This is a genomic window from Bacillus sp. LQ01 (genome assembly GCF_057624735.1).
Genome location: NZ_JBYEZL010000001.1, coordinates 1,720,751 through 1,744,178, shown reverse-complemented (window position 1 = coordinate 1,744,178; position 23,428 = coordinate 1,720,751). Strand labels below are relative to the sequence as shown.

At 32.0% G+C, this 23,428-nt stretch carries 29 protein-coding genes, 1 pseudogene and 1 riboswitch; of the genes and pseudogenes, 4 read left to right on the top strand and 26 right to left on the bottom strand.

Going from position 1 to position 23,428, the window contains the following annotated elements; all coding sequences use genetic code 11:
• The gene (locus AC22L0_RS09020; RefSeq protein ID WP_487272209.1) at nt 1-525 is read right to left on the bottom strand and encodes an HNH endonuclease; all 525 of its coding nucleotides are present in this window, start codon (nt 523-525) and stop codon (nt 1-3) included.
• A 14-nt stretch (nt 526-539) separates the two neighbouring features.
• A complete protein-coding gene (locus tag AC22L0_RS09015) occupies nt 540-755 on the bottom strand; it encodes a YqaI family protein (RefSeq protein ID WP_487272208.1) in 216 nt (71 codons plus the stop codon).
• Between the two features lie 71 nt (nt 756-826).
• On the opposite strand from AC22L0_RS09015, the gene AC22L0_RS09010 reads away from it, so the two are divergent.
• Nucleotides 827-1,075 (top strand): hypothetical protein, encoded by a 249-nt coding sequence (locus tag AC22L0_RS09010; RefSeq protein WP_000804095.1) that lies wholly within the window; start codon nt 827-829, stop codon nt 1,073-1,075.
• Here the strand turns inward: AC22L0_RS09010 and AC22L0_RS09005 are convergent.
• Genes AC22L0_RS09005 through AC22L0_RS08985 form a run of 5 tightly spaced genes read right to left on the bottom strand, consistent with a single transcriptional unit; the run spans nt 1,044 to nt 2,164 of the window.
• Nucleotides 1,044-1,175 carry a hypothetical protein gene (locus AC22L0_RS09005; RefSeq protein ID WP_487272206.1) on the bottom strand — a complete coding sequence of 44 codons (132 nt, stop codon included), beginning with the start codon at nt 1,173-1,175 and terminating at the stop codon, nt 1,044-1,046. The two genes, AC22L0_RS09010 and AC22L0_RS09005, sit on opposite strands and share 32 nt — an antisense overlap.
• Nucleotides 1,176-1,496: a hypothetical protein gene (locus AC22L0_RS09000; protein ID WP_487272205.1), complete on the bottom strand. Its 321-nt coding sequence runs from the start codon at nt 1,494-1,496 to the stop codon at nt 1,176-1,178.
• Nucleotides 1,493-1,648, bottom strand: coding sequence for a hypothetical protein (locus AC22L0_RS08995; RefSeq protein WP_487272204.1), 156 nt, complete (start codon nt 1,646-1,648; stop codon nt 1,493-1,495). The genes AC22L0_RS09000 and AC22L0_RS08995 overlap by 4 nt, the downstream gene beginning before the upstream one ends.
• Nucleotides 1,641-1,916: a helix-turn-helix domain-containing protein gene (locus tag AC22L0_RS08990; RefSeq protein WP_000522035.1), complete on the bottom strand. Its 276-nt coding sequence runs from the start codon at nt 1,914-1,916 to the stop codon at nt 1,641-1,643. Before AC22L0_RS08990 ends, AC22L0_RS08995 begins: the two co-directional genes overlap by 8 nt.
• A 56-nt stretch (nt 1,917-1,972) precedes the next feature.
• A complete protein-coding gene (locus tag AC22L0_RS08985; protein ID WP_000854267.1) occupies nt 1,973-2,164 on the bottom strand; it encodes a helix-turn-helix domain-containing protein in 192 nt (63 codons plus the stop codon).
• 225 nt (nt 2,165-2,389) lie between these two features.
• Here AC22L0_RS08985 and AC22L0_RS08980 point away from each other — a divergent pair, with 225 nt between their 5' ends.
• Nucleotides 2,390-2,743 carry a helix-turn-helix domain-containing protein gene (locus AC22L0_RS08980; protein ID WP_000491346.1) on the top strand — a complete coding sequence of 118 codons (354 nt, stop codon included), beginning with the start codon at nt 2,390-2,392 and terminating at the stop codon, nt 2,741-2,743.
• A 37-nt stretch (nt 2,744-2,780) separates the two neighbouring features.
• Here AC22L0_RS08980 and AC22L0_RS08975 read toward each other — a convergent pair whose 3' ends face one another.
• The 5 genes from AC22L0_RS08975 to AC22L0_RS08955 form a co-directional block, all read right to left on the bottom strand.
• Nucleotides 2,781-2,909 (bottom strand): hypothetical protein, encoded by a 129-nt coding sequence (locus tag AC22L0_RS08975; protein ID WP_000836758.1) that lies wholly within the window; start codon nt 2,907-2,909, stop codon nt 2,781-2,783.
• Between the two features lie 156 nt (nt 2,910-3,065).
• The gene (locus AC22L0_RS08970; RefSeq protein ID WP_000733986.1) at nt 3,066-3,212 is read right to left on the bottom strand and encodes a hypothetical protein; all 147 of its coding nucleotides are present in this window, start codon (nt 3,210-3,212) and stop codon (nt 3,066-3,068) included.
• A 37-nt stretch (nt 3,213-3,249) separates the two neighbouring features.
• Entirely contained in the window at nt 3,250-4,401 is a 1,152-nt protein-coding gene (locus tag AC22L0_RS08965) for an AimR family lysis-lysogeny pheromone receptor (RefSeq protein WP_000265304.1), read from the bottom strand.
• Nucleotides 4,402-4,893: 492 nt separating this feature from the next.
• A complete protein-coding gene (locus AC22L0_RS08960; RefSeq protein ID WP_487272203.1) occupies nt 4,894-6,093 on the bottom strand; it encodes a hypothetical protein in 1,200 nt (399 codons plus the stop codon).
• On the bottom strand, nt 6,093-7,685 hold the full coding sequence (locus AC22L0_RS08955) for an AAA family ATPase (RefSeq protein ID WP_487272202.1): 1,593 nt from the start codon (nt 7,683-7,685) through the stop codon (nt 6,093-6,095). The genes AC22L0_RS08960 and AC22L0_RS08955 overlap by 1 nt, the downstream gene beginning before the upstream one ends.
• A gap of 299 nt (nt 7,686-7,984) precedes the next feature.
• On the opposite strand from AC22L0_RS08955, the gene AC22L0_RS08950 reads away from it, so the two are divergent.
• Nucleotides 7,985-9,094 (top strand): site-specific integrase, encoded by a 1,110-nt coding sequence (locus AC22L0_RS08950; protein WP_487272201.1) that lies wholly within the window; start codon nt 7,985-7,987, stop codon nt 9,092-9,094.
• A 38-nt stretch (nt 9,095-9,132) separates the two neighbouring features.
• Here AC22L0_RS08950 and AC22L0_RS08945 read toward each other — a convergent pair whose 3' ends face one another.
• From AC22L0_RS08945 to AC22L0_RS08900, 10 genes and pseudogenes are all read right to left on the bottom strand, one after another.
• On the bottom strand, nt 9,133-9,834 hold the full coding sequence (locus tag AC22L0_RS08945) for a pPIWI_RE module domain-containing protein (protein WP_000736195.1): 702 nt from the start codon (nt 9,832-9,834) through the stop codon (nt 9,133-9,135).
• A 309-nt stretch (nt 9,835-10,143) separates the two neighbouring features.
• A complete protein-coding gene (locus AC22L0_RS08940; RefSeq protein ID WP_002063155.1) occupies nt 10,144-10,629 on the bottom strand; it encodes a hypothetical protein in 486 nt (161 codons plus the stop codon).
• Nucleotides 10,630-10,838: 209 nt separating this feature from the next.
• Nucleotides 10,839-10,973, bottom strand: a pseudogene (locus AC22L0_RS08935) (site-specific integrase); the annotation flags it as partial.
• Between the two features lie 145 nt (nt 10,974-11,118).
• Complete coding sequence (locus tag AC22L0_RS08930) at nt 11,119-11,439, bottom strand: heterocycloanthracin/sonorensin family bacteriocin (RefSeq protein ID WP_001071364.1); 321 nt, start codon at nt 11,437-11,439, stop codon at nt 11,119-11,121.
• A gap of 553 nt (nt 11,440-11,992) precedes the next feature.
• A complete protein-coding gene (locus tag AC22L0_RS08925; protein ID WP_002082716.1) occupies nt 11,993-12,256 on the bottom strand; it encodes a DUF3937 domain-containing protein in 264 nt (87 codons plus the stop codon).
• A gap of 397 nt (nt 12,257-12,653) precedes the next feature.
• Nucleotides 12,654-13,343, bottom strand: coding sequence for a thiaminase II (gene tenA / locus AC22L0_RS08920; protein ID WP_000144519.1), 690 nt, complete (start codon nt 13,341-13,343; stop codon nt 12,654-12,656).
• Between the two features lie 127 nt (nt 13,344-13,470).
• A riboswitch (TPP riboswitch) is annotated at nt 13,471-13,576 on the bottom strand.
• Nucleotides 13,577-13,648: 72 nt separating this feature from the next.
• Nucleotides 13,649-14,563, bottom strand: coding sequence for a D-alanine--D-alanine ligase (locus AC22L0_RS08915; protein ID WP_002063153.1), 915 nt, complete (start codon nt 14,561-14,563; stop codon nt 13,649-13,651).
• A gap of 4 nt (nt 14,564-14,567) precedes the next feature.
• Entirely contained in the window at nt 14,568-16,016 is a 1,449-nt protein-coding gene (gene pdxR / locus AC22L0_RS08910; protein ID WP_000471629.1) for a MocR-like pyridoxine biosynthesis transcription factor PdxR, read from the bottom strand.
• An 89-nt stretch (nt 16,017-16,105) separates the two neighbouring features.
• Nucleotides 16,106-17,131: a homoserine dehydrogenase gene (locus AC22L0_RS08905; RefSeq protein ID WP_000701762.1), complete on the bottom strand. Its 1,026-nt coding sequence runs from the start codon at nt 17,129-17,131 to the stop codon at nt 16,106-16,108.
• Between the two features lie 87 nt (nt 17,132-17,218).
• Entirely contained in the window at nt 17,219-18,460 is a 1,242-nt protein-coding gene (locus tag AC22L0_RS08900) for an esterase/lipase family protein (RefSeq protein WP_087967814.1), read from the bottom strand.
• A gap of 279 nt (nt 18,461-18,739) precedes the next feature.
• Here AC22L0_RS08900 and AC22L0_RS08895 point away from each other — a divergent pair, with 279 nt between their 5' ends.
• The gene (locus AC22L0_RS08895; RefSeq protein WP_001165515.1) at nt 18,740-19,081 is read left to right on the top strand and encodes a DUF3914 domain-containing protein; all 342 of its coding nucleotides are present in this window, start codon (nt 18,740-18,742) and stop codon (nt 19,079-19,081) included.
• Between the two features lie 76 nt (nt 19,082-19,157).
• Here AC22L0_RS08895 and AC22L0_RS08890 read toward each other — a convergent pair whose 3' ends face one another.
• The 4 genes from AC22L0_RS08890 to AC22L0_RS08875 form a co-directional block, all read right to left on the bottom strand.
• A complete protein-coding gene (locus tag AC22L0_RS08890) occupies nt 19,158-19,844 on the bottom strand; it encodes a lipoprotein BA_5634 family protein (RefSeq protein ID WP_000975419.1) in 687 nt (228 codons plus the stop codon).
• Nucleotides 19,845-19,894: 50 nt separating this feature from the next.
• Nucleotides 19,895-21,826 carry an ABC transporter permease gene (locus AC22L0_RS08885; RefSeq protein ID WP_000144153.1) on the bottom strand — a complete coding sequence of 644 codons (1,932 nt, stop codon included), beginning with the start codon at nt 21,824-21,826 and terminating at the stop codon, nt 19,895-19,897.
• Nucleotides 21,801-22,571: an ABC transporter ATP-binding protein gene (locus AC22L0_RS08880; protein WP_000404276.1), complete on the bottom strand. Its 771-nt coding sequence runs from the start codon at nt 22,569-22,571 to the stop codon at nt 21,801-21,803. Before AC22L0_RS08880 ends, AC22L0_RS08885 begins: the two co-directional genes overlap by 26 nt.
• A 256-nt stretch (nt 22,572-22,827) precedes the next feature.
• The gene (locus AC22L0_RS08875) at nt 22,828-23,412 is read right to left on the bottom strand and encodes a GNAT family N-acetyltransferase (RefSeq protein ID WP_000503529.1); all 585 of its coding nucleotides are present in this window, start codon (nt 23,410-23,412) and stop codon (nt 22,828-22,830) included.
• Nucleotides 23,413-23,428 lie beyond the last annotated feature (16 nt).

Here is a 23,428-nt window from a genome sequence, read left to right as displayed (position 1 = left end):
TCATGCATATCTCCAAATAAAGCCTTTGGATGTTCTTCCCTTCCTTTTACATACATTCGCTATGTGAACAGGGCTGATACCGATAAATCTCGCTGCAGCCTTTGTTGATTTAAATTTCCTAAGTACTTGAAGCGTATGTTGATCTATTTGCTCGACAGGTTTGGATGTCTTTGACTTTAGATCTTTCGCATAATCTTTCGGCAATAAATACTTATAAGCATGCTTCATGTTCTCTGAATTTGTAACCCATTCCAAATTGGAAATTGTGTTATTACTTCTATTTCCGTCCTTATGATTCACGTGGCTTTTTCCACCTGGATTTTCAATAAAAGCTTCTGCAACCAATCTGTGAACATAGAATTTTTGAGCTTTCCCATTAAGATGCAATTGCACCTTTTTATAGCCTTGACTACAAAATTGCTTGCGGTACTTCTCTTTTTTGAACTTGATTGACTTTACATTTCCTGTGCTTGAGATTTCGTAATGCCCCTCGTAACCTGTTACAGACTTCCAGGTTTCTTTCATGTCATAACCACCTCTTATTCCCTTGCGGTTTTCTTCTCAAATCCAAGCTGCGTAATCATGTAATCCATGATGTTATCCTTTAGGACCACTTCGCCATCTGGTGCGATTAAAAACTCATCACCTGGCAGAATTTCATTACCTAATGCATCTTCAACTGGATAGTCTATCATCTGTTCTTGCGGATCTGCTTTACCGTAGCTGTTGTGCATCGCCATCGGGTTATCTAGCATCGTGCTCACCTCCTTTAATGTAGGATTTTCCTCCTTTCTGTCGAATTAGTTAGACGAAAGGAGGTGTTTGTATGAAACCAAATACTATAAATATTCGCGTTGATTTAGATGATATTTTCAAACTATCTCATCATGAAATTGTTGACCGTGTTTTAAAATACGTCCATGAACAATCGCGCCAGTATAATGATTTAACTCCAGAGAGCAGTCTAGAAATGGTTATAAAAGAAGCGACAAAAGCTTACGAAGATAACTTAAGAAAACATATGCATGAACGATATAGTGCTACTATTTCTGGTCAAGTTGAAGTACAACGTTAGATTCACAAATTTGCTTATTATTTAATAGAATTTTCACTTCTACAACAGTCTCTGTTACCGCAGAGGCTGGAATTACTTTGGTTTTGTTGTTCATTTCCATTTAAATCACCTCCTCGCAAAGAGTAATGCAATGTGCTCTTTCTACCACACTTGCATCAACGCCCTGACTTCTTAACCCTCGGATAATTCCTAAGATGTTTTTACGATCCTTTTCACGTTCCACATCGTGCTTTTCTTTCGCTCGATACAGTGCTGCAAGTTCTCGTCTAGCTAACCTTGCTTCCTTAATCCATGTACAAAGTGCAATTGGATCCTGTTGCTTTAATGCTTCGATTTGCATTTGATTACAATATTTTAAGAACTCATCTAACACCTGTTTCTTTTGCATGTCCTTTTGTAAAACTGGTGCTGTTATGCTCATACTGTTTTCTCCTTTCGTAACTGTTCATTTTCTTGCTTTAGCTGTTCGTTCTCGTTGATAAGCTTTTCAAATGTATCTAATAGCGCTACTCCACCCACGAATGAAACGATAAGCACCGCTGTAACCAAAAGGCTGAATGTACTTTCAACCAACGTTTGGTTCCTCCTTTTGGGCTTCTAGCCATGCTTCCAAATCTTTTTGTAAGAAGAGTAATTTGCGCCCTTCTCGTATAACCGGAAACTTCGGATGACTTGCCAACTCATACATTCTACAAACCGCGATGTTAAGGTAAGCTGCCGCTTCTTTTACTCGCATTACTTTGTTTGGTTGTGATTGTTGATGTAAATCAGCTAATGCTGATCTGATTTCTTCACGAACAACTTCACGGATTGACTCTTTAATGATTTGATCTAATCCCATTTTGTTTTGCTCCCTTCTATTTAACTTAACCAACCTTGACTTAACTATAAGTTAAGTCAAGGGCAAAAAATTTTAATTGCTTCTAGTTTCACTTTTAAGAAATCAGCAATTTTTACAATTAAGTCATAATAAGGACGGCGTTTGCCGTTTTCTATGTACCAATAGTACACTTCCGTAATACCAACGGCCTCAGCTACTTCCTTACATGTATATCCTTGTTCTACACGTAGCTGTTTTAGAGTTTTCATATGCAACTCCTCTCTTCCGTTTTTGTTGTTAATTACATATTAACTTAACCTTAAGTTAAGTTCAAGTGTTTTATAAAAATTTTTTCAAAAACTTTACCTTTCCACTTAACTGATAGTTAATATATAATGACAGTGTAGCAAAGTGCCGTGTGTCACACTATAACAGTGATAAAGAAGAAATAACTTCATATAAAATAGATAAAATAAACTTGGGGTGTTTTAATTATGTTTAGTCATCAAAGGTTAAAGTTGTTAATTGAAAAAAGAGGGATTACTCAACAACAATTAGCTGATGCAATTGGTGTTAGTCATGTTTCTGTTTATAACTACGTTGAAGGAAAAAAATCACCAGGTACACGTACACTTCAAAAAATAGCTAATCATTTAAATGTTACTACTGATTATCTACTTGGGTTATCTGATTCGCCAGATTTAACAGCAGACCAAGATCTACAACTTACAAAAGAAGCTCAAGAAATTCTTCAAATCATAAATGATCTACCTGAAGAACAACGAAAAAAAGCATTAGAACAACTAGAAATGTTTGTGAGTTACGAAAAAGCTAAAGGGAATATTTAATGAAAAAAGACTATCCGAAAAAATTAGATAGTCTTTTTTAAATTACTTTGTCTCTTTCATGTCCACTTAAACAGATAGATAATAATATTTCTTTTGGGTTATCTTCTTCTTGCAGAAGTAAAAGCGCTTTTTTTATCAGATTAACTTCCCCATCTTTACTTTTCATCTTCTCTTATCCCCTTATCATTTTTGTTATTTTTTTACATAAATTTCTTTTTTGTTCATAAACCTAAAAAGGAAATCTTACTTAAAACTACAAATGACACCGTCAATTAAGACGATGTCATTTTAAATTTATATATGTAAACCTATATTTTGTATCTTACCAACCGCCACCAGGATCAACCATCATTTGCTGAACTACTGGTTTTGAGTCATTTGTACTAGGCTTTTCTTTCGCAGAATCAGTGTTAACAACTAGTGTAATTGCTAATAATAGTACAGGAATAATTGTAATTAATTTTTTCATCTAATCACCTCTTTCCGATGCTAATTATAACAAATATTCAAATTAAACCCAAGTGAATTTTCGGTAAATTCGAATAAAATATATTTCCTGATTTTTGACACATTAGAAGAGATTGTTTCATTAACTCTTCTCTTTTAGCTCCCTCATATGTTAAAGCTAAATAAGCGGTCTGTATGTCTGTTAATTCACCTGTAGAACTTTTTATTTGATTTAATATTTCCCTCGCTCCTATTGTATTACCTTGTTTAATCATTAAATATGCCAGCTCACTTGGATGTACAACATCTGTATCACTAATTTCTTTGTCATGGTGAATCTTTAAAAATGATAATGTATGTTGCACCATTTCTTTCTTCTTCTCTACAGCTTCAACTTTTCTATCACCAATCACTTGTAATGTTTTCTCTAGGTAATATTTTGAGTTCTCATATTCACCTACTGAGAAAACATACGATTCACCTAGCTTTAAGTACGCATTTACTTTTGGAAAAGAAAAATAGTTATCCCACTCAAGATCATCTATTAATTTAATACAAACGTTTCTTGCTTCATCTACTTCTCCTCCTTGCAATGAAGTAACAGCAATCGCTTCTCTGTAACGTAATTTGAAGCACTCACGAAGATATTTATTACTAATTTTATCAATTTTAGTTTCTATTGATTTCAGACGCTCATTTAAAGTCGTATAATTTCCTGTTTGATATTGCGCTTGACATAATAAAATTTCAGTTAACAATTCCATCTCAATTGTTTTCACTGATTTACTTGCTATATGCAACGCTTTATAATATAGTTTGGCATTCAACTCACCGATATATCGTTTATAAATAATCAGATACACACTAGCAAATTCTTTATTTTCAGACACCTTAGACTGTAATTCACTATTTATTACTTCAATCAAAAGATTGAACTTACCTCTTAAAGCTAAGTCCTCCATCGCTTCACGTAAATTCTCTGATTTCGGATTTGTGACATCAATATAATCCTTTAATATATTCCCTTGTACCTGTATGCCTTTATTTAATAGAATAATTGTTTTAGAAAGAAAACCAAAACTAATATCTGTGTTACCTTTAAATACTTTTGTAACAGTACTTGGCTTAACACCCCAATGATCTGCTAGTTTATTTTTTCTTATACCAGCTACGCATAATTCTTTTTCAATTTGACCTAGAGCTTTCCACATGCTTTGTCCCCCTTATTGGAACAAGACACACTTCCCTATCATGAACACGCACCTTAATGCTGAATTACATCAAAAAGCTGTGTTATAACTAGCCGTATACGTTACGAAAACTCGTAAACGAAAGGCTCATGGCAAATGTTTTCCCTACTTCAATTAGGGCTAAACGGTGTAAACGTGTTCCCAGCATATTTACACACACTATGGGTCTTTTTTGTTCCGTTTGATTTCTTAAAATCAGTTTATCACAAGATTCGGAATTTTCATTGTGACGATTGTAAAACAAGGTTGAGAAATATTTTCTCAACCTTGTTGACAGAACATATAATAAAAAAGAGCAAATTCGCTCTTTTTTGTTTTAAACTATGAATATATAATTTTATCTTGATAAAATTTCACAAAATTGATTGCTTCTATTATCCTCCTTTTCATCTTTTATGATGAAAAGGAGGATAATTTTCCAATAAACTAAAATAGATTATTAAATCTCTGAAATTAGGCAAGAGGCTGTTCACAACATCCCCACGATATAATTTTATGACATAAATCCTTCCATTCACTCTTTAGATAATCAGGTAAACTTTCAATTAGATTTTGCTTTTTTGAAATATCATCTTCTAATTTCTTTATTACATAATCTGGGATTCCCACAGTTTGCATAAGCTTTTTTTTCTCTTCTAAATTTTCTTCTAATCCACCATCAAAAACATCCCTTATAAAAGCATCTAACTTTCTTCCTATCCCCATCATCAATAGATCATCTTCGTCCCTTTTATACACTTCATCTAAAGAACAAGAAATTAAATCAACTACTTCAAATAATTCACTATAATATTCTTTAAAACCCTCGTCTTTCAAATTTTTAGCCACTATTCCTTCTTTTATATCAATAAACATTAGTTTTGATTGATGTTCATCTAATTTCTCTATTTGTTCTAGTTTTTCTAAAACATCATTCCCACTATTATTACAACACATCTTATACATAGAAGGTGGTATCAAATTTTCTTTTTCTCTTACACTTAATTCATGTAATTCAATAATGGATTCTTTTTTATTTTTTTCATATATTTTTTTTAGCTGAATTGAAGTCTCTCCTTCTTTATCCTCGGGATAAGACTTATCATTATCGCAAATGGCTAATATTTTTGACCCCTTATCTATTTCACGATTATAAACTACATAGGATTGTGATCCCCCGCCAGATATTGGATCAAATTTCAACCTAACATTTATTTCCTCTCTATTTTCTGATATATATTTTTCAGCAATTTTTTCATAAAATTCACAATCACTATAGTCCTCGGAAAGCAACCTAGTCGGAAATAATTTATCAAACTTTACAAATTCATTTAAAGGTACCTCATAAATAATCTTATTGGGTTCTTTATCATTCCTATAAAAACCAAAACTATTACTCTTAACAAGTATATAGCTACAACAATACTCTTCATAGGATAGATAGAATGTAAATCTTTGGGACAATATCTCATATGTACGCTGCGCATTCCACTCTAAACAATCAAGTTTAGCTAAAGTCCCCAGTACATCATAAGAACCTGAAACTATATGATAGCCTTCCTGTAAGGCTTTCGCAATATTATTCAAAGCTTTAATTTCATTGCTATCTCTTTTTAATCTATCTTTATTGTTCTTAATAAATTCACTTACTGTATCATCTATCTTAATTAGCATTAGAAATCCTCCGGGCTAAAGAAACCTATTGGCCAGCTAAGTAAACGTCCTTTTTCATCATAACCAGTAGGAGTAAGTTCTGTTTCATAGGTGTCTTTCTTATTAAATATAAGGATATTCACCAAATCGTTATAAAAATTATATTTTTTTGTAGCAATTAAATATCCAATTCTATTTAACATTGCCTCACTATGTGTCTCGATAATAAATTTAATATTAACATCCATTTCTTGGGATTTCATAATAATTTGTATAAAAGTATCCATTAATTTAGCCTGTAAAGCCGGATGTAAATGTAATTCTGGTTGTTCAATAACAATAGTATGCAATGAAGTTTCCATTTTATAATTATAACTATTATTATCATTGATAGCTTGCCACATAACAAGCAATATTGGAAGTAACTGTGAATAACCAAATCCCGTATCTGCTAAATTTATTTCTTCTGAATTATTATATATTAACTTTAATGAAGTATGTCCACCCTCCAAAGCCGTAACAATTTCAAAATCAAAATTTTCCTTTGTCCAAGAAGTGAATCTAAATCTCTCTTTTCCACTCATATTATGTATCATCATAGGAATATTTGTACCTTGAGGATCAATTTCATCTACCGATAGCCCTTGTATTCTATAATACCTTTCAGCACTAGCCCTTAGTGGAGCAATATAATTTATTGATGAAAAATTTTTTTCGAAATATTCATTACATGAAGAAATAATTTCATTTAAACTTATTCCAATTACAGAATTCTTTACTTCTTCAAAAATTCCATCTTCCATTTTCATATTCTTAATTTTATTTGAAAGTTTTTTAGGATTTGTATTTGATCTTGTTAAACTATTAAATATTTCTTCTGAATTTCCCACAGTAATTTTTTGCATTAGCTGCTTTATTGTTTCATCCTTTGTGTTATGAGAGGATAAACTTTTTAAAATCGCAAATAACTTATCCGAAAAATAATCTGTAACTTGGTTGAACGCCTTAAAATTGTTATCTTCTGTCATCTCTTTTAAATAAATCCTTGGTAACATATCTGAAGCATTATTTGAATAAAGTGGTATGTAATTTTTATTAGTATAAACCTTATTATTTATTATTAAATTGGCAAGTGTATCCTTATTTTCAAACTCTAAAAATATTACATGATCTTCAAAAACAATATTTATACTTTTTATAAATTCCTTTTCGCACTCTATTCCAATACTTATAGAAAAATCTTTTTTGGCAGACTTTTTCAGAAATGTTCTCTTATTATCATCACTAAGTAGCAATAATCGTGAATAAATTTCATTAAGTTTAACATCGACTCCGAAATTAGGTATTCTAAATTCAAATTCAAAACCTATTGTTTCATTTCTATTTTTATAATTAATACTTTCTTGAAAACTTCCGAAATCTACATATCTGCTGCTATACCATAAAATAGGTTCATTCGTTCTTGTTCCTATAGTTTGCTTCATTAATGGGAAAAATCTCAAAAATGTACTTTTACCAGAACTATTTTTACCTACTAATATTGTTATGGGTTTCATTTCTATTTTTCCTGTATCTTGTAAGGATCTCAAATTTTTAATTCTAATTTTATCCAAAAAAAACCACTCCCTATTAATTAATTTATTTATTAGATCTATTTATTAATTATTATATATATATAAGAAAAGTTTTACAATTCATAAATCTTTATCCCTGCTCTTATTAAAATACTGTTGTTTTTCCATTACGACACAGTGTTATTTTTTTAATCTATTTGTTAATACATAATCCACTACATGTTTATATGGTAAAATATATCCATCGCTGATATGTCCAACTATGTAATTTTCATAGCAGCAAAATTACAACTAGACTTATACAACATGATTCAAAACAAAATGAAGGAGTGTTTTAAGTGAAAGGACATATTCGAAAAAGAGGAAATAAGTACTGTATTGTTATTGATATCGGTCCTGATCCAGAGACAGGAAGAAGAAGACAGAAGTGGTTCTCTGGTTATAATACAAAAAAAGAAGCTGAAAAAGATGTAGCGAAAAAGATTACGGAGTTGAATGAAGGGACTTTTATAGAGCCATCTAAAGTTACATTAAAGGAATACCTAAATCATTGGCTAGAAATTAAAAGTATGAGTATAGAAAGAAGTACCTTTGTGGTCTATAGGGCATGTATCAACCAACATGTTATACCTAGTATAGGAATGGTCACACTCCATAAATTAAATGTTATGCACATTCAAAAATGCTATAAAACTGCGATAGATAAAGGTATTGCAAACAATTCTATTCTGCTTATGCATAGAATATTAAAAAGCGCTTTAAATCTAGCTGTAAAACAAAATAGTATTTCTCGAAATCCAGCTGCTTTTGCTGAGATACCGAAAAAAGAAAGAACCTCTATCCAGACTTGGACAGAGGAAGAAGTAAAAAAGTTTCTTTTGCATTCACAAGAATCACGATATCACATTGGGTATCTACTTGCAATAACTACAGGTATGCGTATGGGAGAAGTTCTAGGCTTACGATGGCAGGACGTTGATTTTGAAAAGCACACCGTTACAATAAACCAAACATCTGGCCATGACAATAAAATCAAAAAAACAGCAAAAACAAATTCATCAAAGCGTACCATTCCTGTACCTAAAGAAACTATAGAATCCTTAAAAAGACATAAGCTTTTAATTAATAAAGAGAAATTAAGGTTTGGCTCTGCTTATCAAGATCAAGATTTAATAAATTGTAATGAGTTTGGAAGAATAATAAAAAGAGCACATTTCAGAAAAAGTTTCATTAGGATGACACACAAAGTAGGTATAAAAGAAATTAAATTCCATGATTTAAGACATACACACGCAACTCTACTATTGAAACAAGGAGTTAACCCTAAAATCATCAGTGAGCGATTAGGCCATACAGATATTTCAATGACATTAAGTGTCTATTCTCATGTTTTACCGAATATGCAGGAAGAAGCAGTTAAAAACTTCGGTAAAAGTATCTTTGGATAACCTATGTTTGCAAAATGTTTGCATTTTATCAAAAAAAGTCAAACAAACGTTGTCATATCAAGGTTTGTTTGACCTATCATCTTATATTCTTGATAAAATCTCCGAATCCCTATTGAAATATTTAATAATGGAGCGTTCTCACCACCGCGGGTTATGCATTGAAATCGATATACATAGGAGAAAAAATCTTGTGTTTTTTCATCTTTTATCGGCTCTGACATCGCCTCACAAATATTTTGTGATCTAAGAGGAGAAAAATAGAATTCTTCTTCATTTGTATTTTCTAAATATATAGGACGCTCACAAAAAATATGTGAGATTAAAGCGGGTATCCACTTAGAATACGTTTCATTATCATGTAGTACTGGCAAATTAGAAATCAAATCGGATTGCCATTCATATTTTGGTGGTTCTACTAATCTATTTGGCTTCCAATCATGAATAATCTCATACCAACTTTGAAAAATATAATCGAGCTGCTCTTGTTTAATAGGTTCTTTTGATACAATCCATGGTGTATTTTCATTTAATACGTACGGATTATGCTGAATAAACAATATATCTGAAAACATATCATACAATCTTTCATTCAAACGTTTCAACTTACTCGTTAATAAAAATGTCTTATAATGTATCTCTACGATGTCCAGCCATTCAATAGGAAAGTATATAAATGATACCTTTTCATTTAAAAGGGGTTCTACTATATTTTCAAATGTTAGCAGCCTTAATTTTTTCATAAAATGATTCCTTCCTTTCTTCAGTTGTCTTGATTATCAAAAAGCTAGAACAATAGTTACTTAATCTAATCCATTTAAATCAAGTATTTAAAAGAAAAGTAAAAACTATTTATCTGAATAAAACATTATCAAATCGACTCTTTTAACAATTAAAAGTAATTATCATATACAGCACCTCATTATATTTATATTTTAATACATTTAAATTATACAATTTATATAATGTATTGTACTTATCATTTACAAAAAATTTACAAAAAACTAAAAAAGAACACCTTAAATCGGCGCTCTCTTTACAAATATTAAGCGTTATGTAATTGAACATATAGATAACAGTAATCCTCCAAATGAAATTGTTCCTAGTAAACCTACTACAAATCCTGTTAAACAAATACAATCAGCAAGACAAATAGAAGACTGCGATAATGGAACGAATGACCTACTTGTACCCGAACCATATTGTTTTATCTTCTCATAATTCATATCTAACATTAAATGTAGACATGTTACACCATCCTCAATAGTATGTACAGATTCTTTTTCTAATCGCTCCAATAATTTACTATCAAAAGCAACTGCTAGAGGGTACTGCTTATCCGATTTCATATTTTGATAAATTAGTTGCAAACGAGATAATATATTATTTTTCTTCTTTTCAGATGTTACTGTACATTTCATATTATTAAATTCATTTAATAACAGTGATAATTCATCTCTTTTTCCGTATAAATCTTTAGCTATTTTTCTCTTTAGTTTATACGAATGGAAAATAGATTTTAGTTCAACCATATTCATACACTTCCTAATTACATAGTATTTACCCTATTATTTTGTAGATAAACAGTACTTTTTAATCTTATTTAAAATACACTTAAGCAACTTATTTTACTATCGATTAACATTACATTAACCTTACACGGTTGTAATAAAATCATTAGCTAGAAGGAAGCAATGCCCAAACTAGACAGATATTTAATGATAAAACCATAAGAAAAAAACAATGATTAGATTTTAAATCTAGTCATTGCTTTATCCATCACATCTTGATTACATCTATATATCTTATTGTTACTCTTTCACTTGAATGATTGAATATATCCATTAATAATGGCTATATTCTTTGTCGGCACGTACATATAACTAATGTTTTTTAATTGATAAAGTGAAACTTTAATCAGCTCTCACCAATCGGGCTTTTATGGGCAGTCCGCCACCTAACTTCTCTTTGCTCTCGCTGAATTTTTTTGGGGATGTTACTGCCCGCAACTAGCAAGATAGCTGTTATCAATATTCATACGTTACAATAGTACCGGTAGTATCAGTAAAACCATCAAAACAGTTAGAGCAACCACCACAGCCGCCACAGCCGCCACAGCCTCCGCAACCAAAACAACCGAAGCAACCAATACAACGGAAGCCGCCACAACGGAAGCCGCCACAACGACCTCCACCACAACCGCCACAACGACCACAACCGCCACAGCGACGAGCAGCATCTTCAATATAGTAATATGGATATTGGTTTTGCTGGTCCCAATAGACAATATTTCCAGACCGGTAATCATTAAGGCTTAACGCTTGTAGTTCTTGTTGAAACTGATTCATTTTCATAACCTCCGTTTATAAAATACAACCTCATCGATACTTCCCTATATTCCTGTTCGTTACATCTAAGTAGAAATAGCGCTATAAACTAAGTTCAATACGTACACCAACAAAGTATGACTTATCACTAGATGATGCACCTTGTTCATATACCTATTTTTACTATGGGCTCATTTTTATAAAGTGAAAATTTAATCAGTGGGGTTTTGTTCATCCCCTACCTAACTTCTTTGCTTCCGCTGAATTTTGAGGTGGGGGGCTTACTGTCCGGCAAATAGCGAGATAAATAAAAATTAAAAAATATGAATTCTAGCGTCATATCTTCATACTTACTAAGTTCAATTAATTTCTCAATAATTATGATCCATATCCTATATATTTCCGTCTGCTGCTTAGATTTTTCTGTACTGTAAGTGGCTTTCGCTATAACACCTCCAAGTGACCAGTTTTTATGACGGTTAAGAAATTCCAACAAAAAAAGCCCTAATTAGGGCTTTTCATTCTATTTCTCCAGCAAAGCTCTCTATGAAATTGTTAATTAAAAAAGACACACTTAGATTGATGCGTCTTTTTGTGATGCCTCTTTTGTGAAATCATATAAAGCAATTGCGCCTAAAAGAACAAGTATACCTTGAGGAACATCTAGCAAAATAGTTTTCCAAATTTCTGGAATTACCCATTTAATATCTGCTGCTGTTTCAAGATATGTTTGGAAATAGCTGATTGTAAAATTAATTATCCCTAAAAATACAAACAACGATAAACCAAATCGAATTAATTTCTTATTTGTAAACATATAACACCTCTCAAAATTCATTGGATATTCCTGCTTTTGCTTCTTTATATTTACATATCTCTATATCTAATTTTAACACATAAAGAACTCAAAAAAATACGATATGCATATTTGCATATCGTATTAACAACACTCCATGATAATTTAGAAATTCCTGCAAAGAAAAAACAACTCCGTTACAGCTAACAGCTCGGGTTTCTTTTCTTATTTAACTTCATACCACCAACATTTACGTTCTTTGATTGTAAAATAAATGTGACAGAAGTTTATCCAGTTAATGCGTAGACAAGTAAATGAGCTAAATTATCGATATTCTATTTCGCCATATCAGTAGCACTAATGACTTTACGCAAATTTGACAAGAAAAAATATATAGCTAGGTATGATCCATACCTAGCTATAACATTACTTCTATTCTTTATCCAATTACGTCTTTTACGTCTGTATCCACTGGCCACTTTTCTAATGTATAAGCCATTTCCCAAAATGAATATTCATATTGACTGCTAATAATAAAATGCTGTTTCATACGTTTGCGATCTGCCTCTGTTACTTTTTCAGCGATAGTATCTAAACGTGTAATTTGTTCTTCAACTAGCGTACGGAACCAATCAGATCCATAAGCAGAAATCCATTCGTTATAAATTGGCTCTTCCGGCTGGCACTCTTTTAAGCGTTCGCCAATTTCATAATACAACCAATAGCAAGGTAAAATTGCTGCAATGATATCTCCTAAATGCCCTTCATACCCAGCACGATACATATGTGAAGTATACGCATATGCAGTTGGCGCAGGAATAAAATTATCTTTTTCTTCTTTTGTTATCCCTAGCTTTTTAGCAAAATTCTCATGTAAAGATAACTCTGCCTCATATGTATTTTGAGCATGATGTGCCATACGAGCTGTCGTCTCTAATTCAAGAGCTTTCGCAGCTCCTAAAGTTTGTACTCTAGCAAAATGGCTCAAATAATATGAATCTTGAAGCACATAATAACGAAAACTAGCTAAATCTAACGTTCCTTCACCAAGTTTTTTTACAAAAGGATGGTTAAAACTCGCTTCCCAAATTGAATCTACTTCTTTACGTAACGATTGTGAAAAAGTCATTTAAATCCCTCCAATAATATATAAAATATAGATATTTATCCACAGCTATTAACGCTTTAAAATAAAAAAACTTTCTTTACAGGCGTAAAGAAAGTGAAATTGACAGTATTTATTTACTCATTAAATAGCAACGTCTTTCCCACTTCCCTACGCTGGCATTAACCAGATCAGGTACTAAGAGTCTCAAAATCACATTTGATCTCAGCCTATAAAAGGCCCCCCTAGTGGATAAATATTTTGTTTTTATAATGTATTCATCATAGCATACTTCGTGAAACTGTCAAAAAATTAGTTATATAATTCCCTTAAAACCCTTCTTCTTTTCTAACTTTTAATGATGTTTCAATAATCATATCTAATAGTTCGCTATAACTAATTCCCGCCGCTTCTGCACTTTTTGGCAATAAACTTGATTGTGTCATCCCTGGTAATGTATTAATTTCCATTACATATGGAATTCCGTCCTTCACCATCATATCAACTCTTGCATAAACACTACATTTTAATGCTTTATAACAAGCAAGTGACGCTTTATTTACACGTTCATTAATTTCTGCTGGAAGTTCGATAACTTCCTCAACTGTACTAGTATCATCATATTTTGCATTGTAGTCAAAGAACTCGGCTGCATGTCGAATTGAAACTATAGGTAACTGTTTTCCATCCAGAATTGAACATGTAATTTCATCACCTTTTATATACTTCTCAATTACTACTTCAGAATCCCATTCGAATACAGTTTCTAGCATTGAGATCAATTCATTTTTATTATAAACGATTTTCACTCCGACACTCGATCCGCCAGAGTTTGGTTTTACTACTAATGGAAATCCTAACTTATCTAACTCATCAAGATTTAGATCCTCCATTTTTGTAAGTTCAATCCAATCTGGTGTTTCTACACCTTCATAACGTAAAATCTTTTTCGAAATATTTTTATCCATACATATACTGCTAGATAACATATTACTTCCGCTATAAGGAATCCCTAAACTCTCCAGTGTTCCTTGAACTGTCCCATCTTCTCCGTATTTTCCGTGTAACGCGAGCAACGCAAAATCAATGTCTTTCGCTTTTTCAATTAAATCCACTTTTTCATTTAATGTAATTGGAACTATTTCATACTTATTTTTATCTAAATGAGCAATCATTTCATTCCCCGTCATAATTGAAACTTGTTTTTCAGACGATACCCCGCCCATAATAACACCGATTTTCATTTTCTCAACTCCAAATTTCATTTTTTAATGTATCACCAATTATTTTAATTCCCCGAACTATTTCTTCTTCTTTCAAGCGCGAAAACCCTAATCGGAAAGTGTTCGCTCCTTCTCCATCAGAGTAAAAAACATCTCCAGGTGAAAACGTAACGCCTTTCTCATAACACTTTTGTAAAAGTGTGCGGGCATTCATATGCTCTTCTAGTTCTATAAATAAATGAAGTCCACCATCTCCAGTCATTCTTTTGAAATGAATGTACTGGTTACATGCCCCGACAGCTAACTCATATTTTTTCTTATAAACAGATCTTGCCTTTTTTAAATATTTCTCAAAATATCCCTCATGTAAATATTGAAACAGAACAGCTTGATCTAGCGTAGATGTGTGAATCGTTCTTGCTCTTTTTACGCTTTCTAAATAATGAATCAGCTCTTTATCTGCAATAATCCAGCCTACACGTAAACCAGGGAAAAGTACCTTTGAAAAGCTACTAATATAAATCACATTATTGCCAGCTCCCGCAAAAGTTAATAATGGAGCTAAATGTGAACCTGAATAACGTAATTCTTCATTAAATCCGTCCTCTATAATAGGAACGTTGTATTTTGAGAATAACCTCATCAATTCCGTTCTTTTCTCTGAACTCGTAACAATACCGGTTGGATTATGATAAGAAGGAATTAAATAAGCAAAATCAAAATCTTTTTCACGCAAACTTTTTTCAACTTCATTCGTATCAATACCATCCTCATGCATATCAATCCCATGAACTTCAAGTCCATGTAAACGGAACAGCTTTAGTGCAGCGTGGTGAGTTGGATTCTCACAAATGACACGACCAGATTTTTTTGATAAAGAAGAGAGTACAATATCCAATCCTTCTGTAAATCCATTTGTAATTAGAATATCTTTATTCGAAATGTCTACACCTTTCATTTCCATGTAATGAAGTAAATAATTCATTAACGGTCTATATCCCTTTGCATATCCGTAGTTCAATACGATGTCTCCTTCAATGGACATACGAGTAAGAAAAGCTCTTTTGAAATTTTCAACATCAAATAGCTTCTCATCCGGGGCTATACTATTAAAGACAATCATTCCCTTTTCCCAACGAACACCATGTTTCATTAAATCTAATTCATCCGCTAATGCGGTCACTGTATTAAGTTTATTTTTCCAATTTATTTCAACAGACGAAGTGTTAGATATATCCACCTTCGCAACAAAGTTCCCTTTTCCTTTAACTGCATAAATGAGTCCTTCTTGTTCTAAATCTGCATAAGCAGCGAGTACAGTGTTTCTACTCACACTTAGTAATTCACTTAGTTCCCTTGTTGATGGGATTTTTTGATCCCCGAGCAAATGCCCTTTCATAATCATCTTCTTCAAATAATCTTTCAATTGAATATAAACGGGACGATCTTTAACAACTTTAAAATCCTTAAACAATTCCTTACCCCCTGCAATCATTTTTTCATATTTATTTCATTCTCAAAAGGTCCACGACATATGTATTTTTTATAAAGGGCGGTACGGTCTTACAAATCTTTTCGATATAAGTTAATCACATCTTTTAAAGCTGCTGCTGCAGCGCCTCGTGGATTAGAAGCCCCACCAATTGTAGTAACTTGTCCCATCGTATCTGTAAAGAACGTAATTCCTTTTTCGGTCCCATTTACTTTTGCTAACGGATGATCTTTTTCTATTTCGCACGGTTCAACATTTAAATTCACATTGCCACCCTCATCCTTATATGTTGATGCTATTAATTTAATAATTTTATGTTGTTCCTTAGCATTTCTAATTTGCTGTTTTGTAACGTGCTCGATTCCTTTTATATGTATATCAGTAAGTGTTTTCTCTGTTTCCATTAAGCTGTTTGTCAAAAGTAACAATTTACACGCACTATCTGAACCACTTATATCTAATATAGGGTTTGTCTCAGCAATTCCTTTATCTTGTGCTTCTTTCAATGCTTCTTCAAATGTCATATCTTCCTCATACATTTTCGTAAGAATATAATTAGTTGTTCCATTTAATATTCCTTCTATTTTTTCAATACTGCAACCGGCTAAACTAAATTGTCCGATATCTAGGGTCGGTAATGCAGCGGCTGTTGCACCGCTATATCGAATTCGTACATTGGCGCCTCTTGCTGCTTCATTTATTTCTCTCCAGTTTGTAACGAGCGCCCCTTTAGAAATTGCTACTATATCCATCTGTTTCTCAATCGCTTGTTTCATATATTGTTTCCCTGGATTTCCATCTTTAAGATTTGTAACTGTTGATTCTACCAATACAGTACCACTTATGCTAGTTGTTGCACGTTCCTTCGGATGATACTCTAAATATTTTTCAATTGCAGCGGTACCGCCACCATACATCAATAAATGATGAAGTGATAAGCCGTCTTCATTATGTATTGCAATATTTCTCCCTAATACGCCACTTACAACTAATTGAATCCCATATGTTTCATATATATATGAATATTTTTCATTTAATAATTTTATAAACTCTCTGCCTACTGTTCCGTATCCTGATAATACAACTTGAATTTTCATAATATCCCCCCATATTTTTCTACCAAATCCCTCTTTCAATATAATATAAAGCGCTCTCGAATTCCATCGAGAGCGCTTTATTATTACCTATTTCGGTAAACGTGATAGCTTTTCAGCAATTGTTCTATAAAACTCTTGAATGCTAGAAAAACCTAATGAGTCTGAAACACTTAATCCTACCATATCGAGATGATCCCAATTCGCTTTCGTTTCGATATGATTCCATTTTCCAATCTGTAATGACCCATTATTATTTACAGCAACATTAGAAGATGGTGCAATCATAGAATTCGTATTTACTACACCATCATTTTGCCACCAAGAAGTATCAACTAACGGACGGTTTTCTTCATATCTCGCATAAGACCCTAAGAAAAATGCATTCCCCATCAACACTTTATTCATCGTAATATCCGGTAAATGTAAACCTGTTATAGGTGCTGCTTGTGATGCATGTCCACTATAGGATAAATAATACACATCTGGTTGCGTCTTTACCCAATTATTTAACTCCTTTGCACCATCTGTACTTAAATCCCATTGACTTATATCTTTTGTATTTTTCCAAAGTGAACTATTTAGAATACGATTACTATATTGGAAAAAGGACTCTCCAGCATTTTTCTTTATACCCCATTGATCCAATTTAAAATCATATAATGATAAATTATTGTTTCCTCCAAAGCTTGCAGCTGTAATGAGTAAATCTTTAACGAACGGTAGCAGAAGACTACCATCCGCAAGTGTTGTACCGTTGTGAGGGGTTGCTAATGTTGTAACACTATGAACATATGATTTTCCGCCTTCAAATAGTGGTGATATTTTGATGTCTGGGTGATTTTTCACATAATTCTTTTCTTCAAAACTACCTTCTTTTAATAGCTGTACTAATGTTCTAATCGTTTGTCCACCCATGCTATGTCCAACTAAATGAACTTTATTTGTTTCACTCCAATTCGGCGCAAAACCACTATAAGTTCTGCCAAAACGATTATGTCCATGTTTCTCAGCATGTACGGCACCATAGTCTACTGTCCCACCGCTAATTTGTGCATACAATTCACATGCACGATCCCAGTTACTAGAAACAGGTCCAACAGCTGCGGTATGTACCGTATAACCATTGCGTTTCAAATCTTCCTGTATATCATGAACACCACCCCAATATTTTACGCCAAGCATTTCTTCTCTACCCCATCCAGCAAATCCATTCACCAATATGATTGGATAATTATATTGTTGCCTCTCTTCAGCGTATGATATTTTCGCTGCGAATGAACATACGGTCACTAATGCGAAAAAACATATTTTTAAAAATAACTTCCCCATACTTTCTCCCCCTAATAAAACGTTTACATTTTTCTTTTTTAAAAAATTAACAGAATACTTTAACAACTTAAACATAATGTAAAGTATTTTATATACGTTGTATATATAGAAAACATATACAAATGTTGATAAATATTAATTCAAGTAAATATTTACTTTTTACAATACAACTTGTAAATCTGTTTATTTGAATTTATAATTAGATATAGTTGCCTCATGTTAAAAAGATTTAAAAACCATAAGAAAACTAATCTCATTGCTTGAAAAGGAGGAAAAAGCATGCAAATCGGATCAAATATTCATACATTATCTCAACCTACTAAAATAACTCCATCTACTCTTGAGCATAATACTATCTCTTCTACTAAACTTGAAAGTAAGAAAATAAATGATCCTATCAAGTTTGATATTCGTTCATCTGAAAAAGAAATGAAACAGCCTGAGCATAAATTTAATGAATTAGATTTATGGAAGATGTTAAAGGATAAAGGTGTTCCTTTATGGATTATACTTGAAATGCTACAAAAGGCTCGTAAAGAAAAAGAAGCACAAAATAATTCAGTTCAAAATTCAAATGCGATTGAAGAAACGAGTGAGACTCGATTAAATGAAGTAATGTAAAGCATAATAATTGATTTGTCTATAAACTAAAAAGAGTTCGAAGCTGATGAAATTTTTATCAACTTCGAACTCTTTTTTAAGGTTTTTCGCCAATCGTTACAAAGTGAAAAGATACTTCTCCTTCCAAACCTTTAATTAACTTTTTTACTTTGACATTTTCATTAACCAATGTATTATCTGTCGACATTTTAGGTTTTTCGTCACCTAGTGATTTTTTCAAATGAAGAAGATGCATTTTCATTTCATTTGCCTTTATTTCTTTATAAACACTATTTTTTGCTACAATCATATACCATTCCGTTGAATATTTACGATTGTTACCTATCCAAGCATCACTATCGTATGTAACAGGAATCTCTTCCTCTCCTATTTTAATACTTTTCATAGTCTTATTGTCTTCACTTGTAAATAATAGCGCCCCTTCTTTGGGGAATTTCGGTAACGTATCTATAATATAATTGGAGCCATTATCTTGTTTTCGAAAAAGTTTTTCTTTAATCAATGCTTGTGCTGTAGATTCATTTAAAATTAAGACATTTCCATTTCCAACTTCCCCTTTTTTCACAGAAAACACTTCATTTTCTTCCGTAATTTCCTGATAACGATTAATAATTGGTGAAATATTATTTTCATCTCCAATAATTAATACACCGTTTGCAGGAAATGGATTTTCCTTTTTAGAACATGCACTAAAACTTATTAATAATAGTATCGTTAACATAAAAATAGTTAAAGTTCTTTTCATCTCGTTTCCTTTCATCATACAGTTCATTTTTCTACATACTTTATTGTAGTCTTACAAGCTAATAAATTCTATTGCTCCATAACCTTATAAAGCTTTTGCAGATAACGCCAACGGGTTATAAAGAAATATAAAACTTGTATACATATAAATGAAATTAAAATAACGATAGAGCTATTTATGATAGAAAAATCGACTAATTGCTGTAATGCTATATAAGCGACTACAGTATGAATCACTGCAACGACAATTGGTAAAAAGAACATTAATAATAACTGTCTCGTTACAACTTTTTTTAACTCACCTTTACTTAATCCCATTTTCGAAATCATTTTATATTGCTGCTGATCGCGATCCAAATCTGTATATAATCGGAAATAAATAAAACTAGCAGCGAATGTAAAGAAGACGATTCCGACTAAAATACTTACCATAAGTAATAAACCATTCTTTTGCTTTGCTTCCAACAAGTTTAATGTTAAAGCTTCAAAGTAGAAATCTCTGTCCCTAAGATCTTTATCGAATATACTCTTTAATTGATTGGAAATCTCTTTCGTTTTTATCCAATCATCTACAACAAATCCGTAAGTACGATATGGAATTTCTTTATTAACTGGGTCACTAGTAAGAGGCATTCCATCATATACCTGATCTTGAACAGCGATATAAATAGTTCTAGAATCGTGTGGTAAAACTAAATTTTCTACAGCTTTTTTCACATGAAATGTCTTTGTCCAGTCACCTTGAATGACTTCTATATTCTTTTTATACTCGCCATTTTTAAATTCTTGTTTTTGTGATACGACTCCAGGAATTAATAAAATTTCATCTTCTTTTTCAATTTTTTCTTGTTGATAGCCTAGTGCTTTAGCAAGATCGTTGTATTCACTTAACTTCATTACATTTACGCCATTTTCTGTGTATATATATGAAGATGAAGCCATTCGATACGGAATATTAGCATCAGAAAGGTGCTTTTTTATAATAGAAAGATTTTTATTCAATACTTTGTCATTTTCAAGACTTCCATACAAAAATGTATAGGGATTTGTCATCCTTACTAAATCCCTATTTCCAATTGCGGCTGTTGTACCAATTGCTGTAAATGCAACTGCTGAAACAATAGATACTATAAAAAACATCGTTGCATTATCTTTCATACGGTAAATTAATTCAGAAAATGTTAATATATTTGTTCTCTTTAAAAAGAAAGATTCTCTCCTTTTAGCAAGGCGCAATATATACACGCTACACTGTGTATATAAAAAGTACGTTCCTATAATTACTAGGAGCACACCTATTCCAAGCGTAATAAAATTGGTACTTGGTATGAAGCGAAATACTGAAAAATATCCATACCCTATACTAATTAAAGAAAGTAGCGATAATAAAACTGAAGATTTCGGTTCAGGTTTTGGCTTTTCCTCTGCTCGAATAAGTTCCACAAGTTCCGTTACTTTTATCATTTTAAATGTAAATAATGAAACAATTAAAAACAAGAAAAGAAATGTGATAACAGTTAATAATACAGCCCGCACTGGTATATAAAAAGGTAAACCATTATTAATCATTAATACACTTGCACTTATCAATAAGACTAGTTTAGAAAATATGAGTCCAATGAAAATCCCTATACAAATTGAACCAAGTCCAATCAACATATTTTCAATTAATAATAATTTCTTAAGCTGTCTCATTGACATACCTTGCATCATTAAAATGCCAAATTCTTTCTTACGCGTTTTTAAAAACGAACTAACTGAATATAAAATGAAGAAAAATGAAAATACAAAAATCAATCCTTGCGAAACTGAAAATCCCAATGTACCAAATGCACTTATTGTTGCACTTGTCGATTTCAACTCACCTTGTAAATCGGGATGAAATAATAAAAGAGCATACGTAAAGAAAATCATAATAGAAAATGCACTACTTAAAAAATGGGCAGCATATGTACGCTTATTGCGAAAAATATTATTAAATGCGAACTGACGAAAAGTCATGCCTTTTCCCTCCTAACAAAGAAAGGACATCCATAATCTTTTGATAAAAAGTTTGCCTACTTTCACCACAATAAATTTCGTTATATAGTTGACCATCTTTAATAAAGATTACTCGGCTGCAAAAGCTCGCTGCATACGGATCATGTGTAACTAACATCATCGTTGCTTTTTCTTCTTTATTTAGAGTATCCAGCATCTCCATTACATCATTTGAAGATTTAGAGTCCAAGTTCCCTGTTGGTTCATCTGCAAGTAATAATTGCGGCTTATGAACAATTGCACGAGCGATTGCTGTTCTTTGAGCTTGTCCCCCTGATATTTCAAACGTTCTTTTATTCAATATATCTGTAATATTTAACTTCTCTGCAATCTCTTCCAATCGCTTGTTCATTTCTTGCACGGAAACACCATCTAAAGTCATCGGCAATACGATGTTTTCTTTTACAGTAAGTGTGCTAAGAAGATTAAATGATTGAAAAACAAATCCTAATTGTTTTCTGCGGAATAACGCTAATTCTTCTGATGATAATTGAAAAGGATTTGTGCCATTAATAAATATTTCTCCCGATGATGGAGAATCAATAGTAGATACCATATTTAATAACGTTGTTTTTCCGCTACCTGATGGACCCATAATTCCTACAAATTCACCTTCTTGAATTGATAAATCAATATCTACTAATGCTTTATAAGGTACTTTCCCTTTATATACTTTACTAATACTTTTTGCATGTAAAATTTCCATGTATATTCTCCCTTCATTTCCACTGCTCACTATAGAGTGTAAATGAATTATCTTACAGCTCATATTGATTCATCTTTCATTTACCTTACACGCTTGTAAGATTTCTAAAAAAACTGACAACATAATTATTTCAAACTAAAATTAACGCATAACTATCTTATAATAATTGTATAGTAGTAGGAAATATAATGTATAATAAATCTTTATTATATAAATGAGAAAAGACCGATTGCTATCGGTCTTTTACTACCAAACGTTATATTTTTATCCACTCAGATTTTCTCAATATATAATGATTATATATTTGATTTTCTATCCTCTGTTGGCTCTTATAAATAAACCCGCATTTTTCAATAACTTTATTTGATGCTACATTGTTAATTAAAGCAATTGCGTTAAGGACATTTAAATTTGTTTCTTTAAACAAATAGTCAATTAAACCTTTAGTCGCTTTTGTAGCATAGCCATGATTTTGATATTCATTTGAGATAGCATACATTATCTCTCTGTTTGGTGAAGGGAGTTCTTCTTTCATACCTGTGCAGCACCATCCAATGAGTTCATTTGTAGCTTTCTTAAATATTCCTAGCTTTAACGTATGATTATCTATGTTATTCGTAGTTTTCACTGCATCAAGAAATGCTTTGTTTGCTGGTATTTCATAATCTGCAATCCAATCCACCCTTTGTTCTTTCGTTGATTTCCAGTCTGGTAAAAATTTTGCTATTTCCGGTTGATTTGCTATTTTATAAATACTCTCTGCATCTTTGACCGTAAATTCTTGCAAGTATATATCTCCACAATCTATTTTAAATAACTTAGTGAATCTCTCTTCTCCCATGTTAATCCCCCTTATT